The sequence below is a fragment of the Oleiphilus sp. HI0117 genome (assembly GCF_001635235.1).
The window spans coordinates 1-1286 of record NZ_LWGA01001468.1; the positions used below are offsets into that span (position 1 = coordinate 1).

Annotated in this window: 1 protein-coding gene and 1 pseudogene; both read right to left on the minus strand. The window is 43.2% G+C overall.

Annotated elements, in window-relative coordinates; genetic code table 11:
* Positions 1–1097: pseudogene (locus A3757_RS24435) on the minus strand (transcription-repair coupling factor); the annotation flags it as partial.
* Between the two features lies 1 nt (position 1098).
* Positions 1099–1286 (minus strand): hypothetical protein (locus A3757_RS27835; RefSeq protein WP_231878381.1); only part of this gene is annotated, 188 nt, incomplete at its 5' end.

The window sequence follows — 1286 nt, forward strand, 5'->3', positions numbered from 1 at the left end:
ACACCTACTTGCCCTAGTACATCAAAAGGTAAGTTTGATTTACCTGCACCTTCACTTAATCTCGCGGTGGATAAGGTTAACCTTGGGTGTTGCTTTAAATCAGAAAATAATTCGTCAGTTGTCAGGAACAGGTTTCTAGGCGGAAGAATAGGGCGCTGGATATCGTGCCTTCGATCTTCGTAACGGCCGTTAATATCGCTCCACACATGATCTAGCAATTCAGGCATGTCACTTGGCGTAATGACAAGTGACTGTTCAGGTAAATAGTCAAACAGTGTTGTCATCTCTTCAAAAAACAGCGGGCTGTAATATTCAACGCCGTGTGGTTTGATTCCGTCTTTGATATCTCGATATAAAGGACAGTTTGATGCCGCATTTGGGAACTGCTCTAACCAACGGTTCCGAAAACTCATGCGGCTTTTATCGTCCCATGGGAATTCGTTTGCAGGTAAAATCTTTAGCGATTTGATCTTATTTTTTGAACGCTGGTTATCCGGGTCGAATGTACGCAGGCTTTCTATCTCATCATCAAACAACTCGATACGAACGGGTTCTTCACTGCCCATAGGGTAAAGGTCAAAGATTGAGCCTCGTATTGCGTACTCGCCATGCTCATAAACGGTATTAACATTTCTGTAGCCAACTTCTTCAAGCATACGGCGGTACTTTTCAAGCTCAAATGTCTGCCCATTCTTTAAAGAAAAGGTGTGCGCGTTCAAAAAGCTTTTTGGTGGCAAACGATGCAATAGCGTATTAAGCGGGATGATAAGTAAGCCGCGCTTAGCAAGAGGAAGCTTGCTGAGAGTTTCCAAACGCTGAGAAATAATATCTTCATGGGGTGAGAATGTATCGTAGGGAAGTGTTTCCCAGTCAGGGAAAACATAAACCTCATGCTTGCCTTCGTTAAAGAATTTAAACGCGCTTTCCATTGCGTAGGCTTGTTGCGAATCTTTAGCGATATATAAACAAAAGCCTTCTATCTCATTAAGTAACTCGTAAAGTGTCGCCGCGCTAGCACCTTGAGGAATGGAGCCCCAGTATTTATGGTCAGCGGGCACTGAAGGAATAAGCGTTGACGAAATAGAAGAGACATTCATGCTAAGTTACTGTTCTCGAATTGGCGGCAGAAATAAGGGGCGAATAATAGCTTTGATCGAGGAATATTGCACCCCGATATAAGCCCTTAGCAAACGAGATACAAAAATCTTTGCTTTGGTTTAACGAAAGCGCTTTCTTTGTGGCATAATTCGCGCCGCTATTAATAGATAGCTGAACCATGACCCAGA